Origin of the sequence: Delftia sp. DT-2 (assembly GCF_028401915.1) — a bacterium.
GTDB classification, from domain to species: domain Bacteria; phylum Pseudomonadota; class Gammaproteobacteria; order Burkholderiales; family Burkholderiaceae_C; genus Comamonas; species Comamonas tsuruhatensis.
This window is the reverse complement of the sequence record NZ_JAQOTI010000067.1, coordinates 1-860: the sequence shown is the minus strand read 5'-3', so window position 1 is coordinate 860 and position 860 is coordinate 1. Positions and strand designations below refer to the sequence as shown.

At 67.4% G+C, this 860-nt stretch carries 1 protein-coding gene; it reads right to left on the bottom strand.

Annotated elements, in window-relative coordinates:
• On the bottom strand, positions 1-860 hold an 860-nt coding region (locus PO605_RS30850), incomplete at both ends, for a PAS domain-containing sensor histidine kinase (protein ID WP_272207353.1).

The following is an 860-nucleotide window of genomic DNA, read 5'->3' as shown; positions in this document are numbered from 1 at the left end:
GGCCACGATGGTGCCGTCCATGGCGTCGATGATCTTGCGGCAGATGGCCAGCCCCAGGCCCGTGCCGCCCGAGCCGTCCTTGGTCTTGCTGGACTGCACGAAGGGCTGGAAGATCTTGTCCAGCTCCTGCGGCGGAATGCCCGGGCCCTGGTCGGAGAAGGCGATGCAGATGTCGCCCTGCCCGTCGATGCGGCCCTGCACATCGATGCGCCCGCCGATGGGCGAGAACTTGATGGCATTGGCCAGCACATTGCGCACCACCTGCTGGAAGCGCACGGGGTCGGCCTTGGCGATCAGCGGGGCGTCGTCGAGTTCGAGCCGCAGGTCGATGAGCTTGTGCTGCTGCTGCGGCTCCAGCTCGCGCACGACCGGCCGGATCAGGCTGCGCAGGTCCGTGCGCTCCAGGTGGATGGTTCCCACGGCGCTGTCCAGCTTGGCCACATCGAGCAGGTCATTGACCAGGGCCAGCATGCGCTGGCCCGCCGCATGGATGTCGTTGAACATGTCGGCCATGGCGGGATTGCCGCGCGAGCGCAGGCTGCCCAGCTCGGCAAAGCCCATGATGGACTGCAGCGGGGTGCGCAGCTCATGGCTCATGTTGGCGACGAATTCCGACTTCACGCGAAAGGCCTCCTCGGCCGCATCGCGGGCCTCGCGCGTGGCATGCTCGGCCGCGCGGAATTCGCTCACATCCACAAAGATGCTGAGCACGCCGGTGGTCTGCCCCTGGGCATCCTTGACCGCCGCCTTGGAGATCTGCACGTCGCGGTAGCTGCCGTCCACGTGGGGCAGCCGGGCCTCCAGCACCATGCGCTGGCCCGAGCGCATCACGACCTGGTTGCTGCGTATCTGCAGCAGGG